Source organism: Streptomyces tricolor, assembly GCF_002155905.1.
In the GTDB taxonomy this organism is placed as follows: Bacteria; Actinomycetota; Actinomycetes; order Streptomycetales; family Streptomycetaceae; genus Streptomyces; species Streptomyces tricolor.
Map to the genome: position 1 here is coordinate 1 of NZ_MUMF01000766.1, position 2,210 is coordinate 2,210.

A 2,210-nucleotide genomic window follows, 5' to 3' on the forward strand; every position below is an offset into this window, starting at 1 on the left:
GCCGACGGCGAGTCGCGGGGCGGGCGAGGGGGCTGCCGGGGCGGTGGGGTGATCCGGTCGGTGAGGAGGGGTTGCCGTGGCGGTGGGCGGAGCCGGTGTGAAGCGGGTCGTGTCGATGCCGTTCGGGACGACCGTGTACGCGGCGCGTACTCCGGCGCGCAGTCCTGTCGTGCGCTCTGCCTCGCTGACGCACAGCACGCGGTCGGCCCAGCGGGCGCCCCACCGCTCCCAGCGCAGGGCGAGCGCCGCGGTGAGGCCGCCGACCGCCTCGAAGGACCAGGCGTGCGGCTGGAACACGGTCGGAACGCGCCCGCGGACGGCGAGACGCGCGGCCAGGCCGGCCTTGGCGCTGTGCGCGTGCACCAGTTCGGGCCGTACCTCCTCGATCAGGCGTGCGAGCCGCCGTACCTCGCCCGGCAGGGCGGGGCCCGGGGCCCGGCCCGCCCGCCACTCCCGGACGTCGGCGCCCAGCTCCCGCAGGCCGGCGGCCAGCGGCCCGCCGGGACAGGCCGCCGTGACCCGCAGGCCCGCCGCGAGCTGCGCCCGGGCCAGGTCGAGCACGACCCGGGCGACACCGCCGTCGACGGGTTGTGCGAGGTGCAGGACCCGGGGTCGATGGGCGGGTGCTGACTGGTGCATGCGCGGGGTACCTCGCTCGGGGCGCTCGGGACTGCGGTCGTGAACGCGCCTGTCAGTTCTGCGTGTTACGGCGACGAAGCGTGCGCCGGCCCACGCCGCGTCCGCGTGGTGAAACGAGCAGTGAGCCCGGCTGGTCACCGCCGCCGTGCGGAGCCGGACCGAGATCGGACACCTCGGAGCCGTGACAGAGCGTGCGGCCGTAGGCCGGAACCCGCCCGGCCGGTACGTCGCCCGGTTCGCTGAGCGTGGAGTTCGCTACGTCGTTCGGTGGACCGGTGTGGCCGCTCGGTGCGACGGGCGTACGCCGGAGGGCGGAGGAGAGTGTGCGCGGGTCGCCCGCGCCGACTCCGGCGGCGGCCGGAGGGTCCGCAACTCTAGTCGGCGGCCGCACCAATCAGGAGAAACAGGGCAAGTGTGTCGGAAATGTGAAGGCGTTCCGTCCGTGGATCACTCCATTGGCGGCACAACTCCCGGGAGTGCCGCGCGTTGACACAACGCCGGGCATCCCGCCCGGATGTTTGTGTCGATCTCCAAGGAGCACCTCTCCATGTCGCGTATCGCGAAGGGCCTGGTCCTGACCTCCGCCGCCGTCGCGGCCGTCGCCGGCGGTGCCGGCGTGGCTTCCGCCGACGCCGGTTCGGGCGCCGTCGCCGCCCACTCGCCGGGCGTGCTGTCGGGCAACGCCATCCAGGTCCCGATCCACGTCCCGATCAACCTGTGCGGCAACACCATTGACATCGTCGGCCTGCTGAACCCGGCGTTCGGCAACACCTGCGTCAACGACTGACGTCGGGTCGCGACCCTTCGGCCGGCCGTCCGCCCCGCGTGCATCCGTCGCGGGGCGGACGGCCGGTTCTGCTCCCCGGACGGGTCACTTGGTGTGGGCGAGCGGTTGCGGAGGGCGATCGGTGAACTGACGGTGGGCTCAGGTCCCACTGTTCACCGAAAGGAACACCCATGCGTGATCTGCCTGCCCGGCGTCTCGCGTCCACCGTCCTCTGCGCGGCCGTCCTGGTCGGCATCACCGGCCCGGCCGCCGTCGCCGCGGTCCGGGAGCACGACCGCGCCGCCAGCCGGGCGCCTGTCCCGGCAGCGGAGAAGGAGAGGCTGCTCGCCCAGGTCAGAGCGCTGGCCGACACCGACTCCGCGCTCCATCCGGTCATCGACCTGCTCAACCGGTCGCTGGAGGGCCGGCTCCCCGCCGACGAGGCCAGAGGACTGGGCGAGGCGGCCAAGGCGGCCGTCGCCAAGGCCGCCACCGCCCCGACGGCCCCTCTCCGGCCGGCGGTACCGGCACGACCCGCGTCCCTCACGGCACCCACGACGCCTGCGGCACCTACGTCGGCGGCGAAGCCCACGGCACCGGCGACGGCGGCGAAGCCTGCGGCGCCCACCACGGCCGCGACGCCCACGGCACCCGCCAAGCCGACGGCGACCGCCTCCCCGGTGACGTCCGCGAAGCCCGCCTCACCCGCGGCAGCCGCGACCCCGACCGCGCCGGCCGCTTCGTCCACGTCGGCCAAGCCGGCGTCTCCCGCGGCCTCCGCCACGCCGACCGCCCCCGCGTCTCC

The 2,210-nt window shown here is 74.9% G+C and carries 2 protein-coding genes and 1 pseudogene; 2 read left to right on the forward strand and 1 reads right to left on the reverse strand.

The window, feature by feature from the left end; translation table 11 throughout:
• A partial coding sequence (locus tag CCN44_RS39095; RefSeq protein ID WP_143650344.1) for a glycosyltransferase family 4 protein occupies window positions 1–639 on the reverse strand: 639 nt, incomplete at its 3' end.
• A gap of 547 nt (window positions 640–1,186) precedes the next feature.
• Between CCN44_RS39095 and CCN44_RS39100 the strand changes: the two genes are divergently transcribed.
• Both CCN44_RS39100 and CCN44_RS44765 read left to right on the forward strand, forming a co-directional pair.
• Window positions 1,187–1,426: a chaplin gene (locus CCN44_RS39100; protein ID WP_059249630.1), complete on the forward strand. Its 240-nt coding sequence runs from the start codon at window positions 1,187–1,189 to the stop codon at window positions 1,424–1,426.
• A gap of 170 nt (window positions 1,427–1,596) precedes the next feature.
• Window positions 1,597–2,210: pseudogene (locus CCN44_RS44765) on the forward strand (hypothetical protein); the annotation flags it as partial.

Coding starts and splice junctions, on each gene's coding strand:
- CCN44_RS39100 (WP_059249630.1), top strand. CDS start 1,187: ATGTCGCGTATCGCGAAGGGCCTGGTCCTGACCTCCGCCGCCGTCGCG.